At 70.8% G+C, this 600-nt stretch carries 1 protein-coding gene; it reads left to right on the forward strand.

The features are described 5' to 3' along the window. Positions 1-600: AMP-binding protein (locus tag KUM32_RS42085; RefSeq protein WP_217146873.1), on the forward strand; the 600-nt coding region annotated here is incomplete at both ends.

The following is a 600-nucleotide window of genomic DNA, read 5'->3' on the forward strand; positions in this document are numbered from 1 at the left end:
GCCCTGGGCGTGCTGACCGCCGGAGCGGTCTACCTTCCCCTGGACCCCGCGCACCCGGAGAGCCGACTACGCGGCATCCTCGACGCGGCCGACGTCCAGCATCTCGTGACGGGCCCTGACGGCCCGTCGCAGGCTACCGAGGGCCGGACCTGCCTCACCGTCGACGACCTCGCCGCTCCCGCTCCCACCGACCGCCCCGAAAAGGAACCGCACGCCCCGGACGAGGGTTCCGCCCAGGACCTCACCGCCTCCGTTGACAAGCCGCGACAGGGCGTCGACGACCCTGCCTACATCATCTTCACCTCCGGCTCCAGTGGCGCCCCCAAGGGTGTGGTGTGTGCTCACCGCGGTCCTCTGCGGCTCACGCTGGGCACCGGAGATCTGCGGCTGAAGCCAGATGACCGGCTGCTGGCCACCACCAACCCCACGTTCGACGTCTCCTGCTACGAGTTGTTCGCGCCGCTGCTGAACGGTGCCTGTCTGGTGCTGCCCGACCCGCGGACTCTGCTGAGCACCGACGCCCTGGCGGCGTTGCTACGCCGCGAGCGGATCACCGTGCTGTGGCTGAGCGCCGGGCTGTTCCACCAGCACGCCCAGGCC

The organism is Streptomyces sp. AC627_RSS907 (assembly GCF_019049165.1).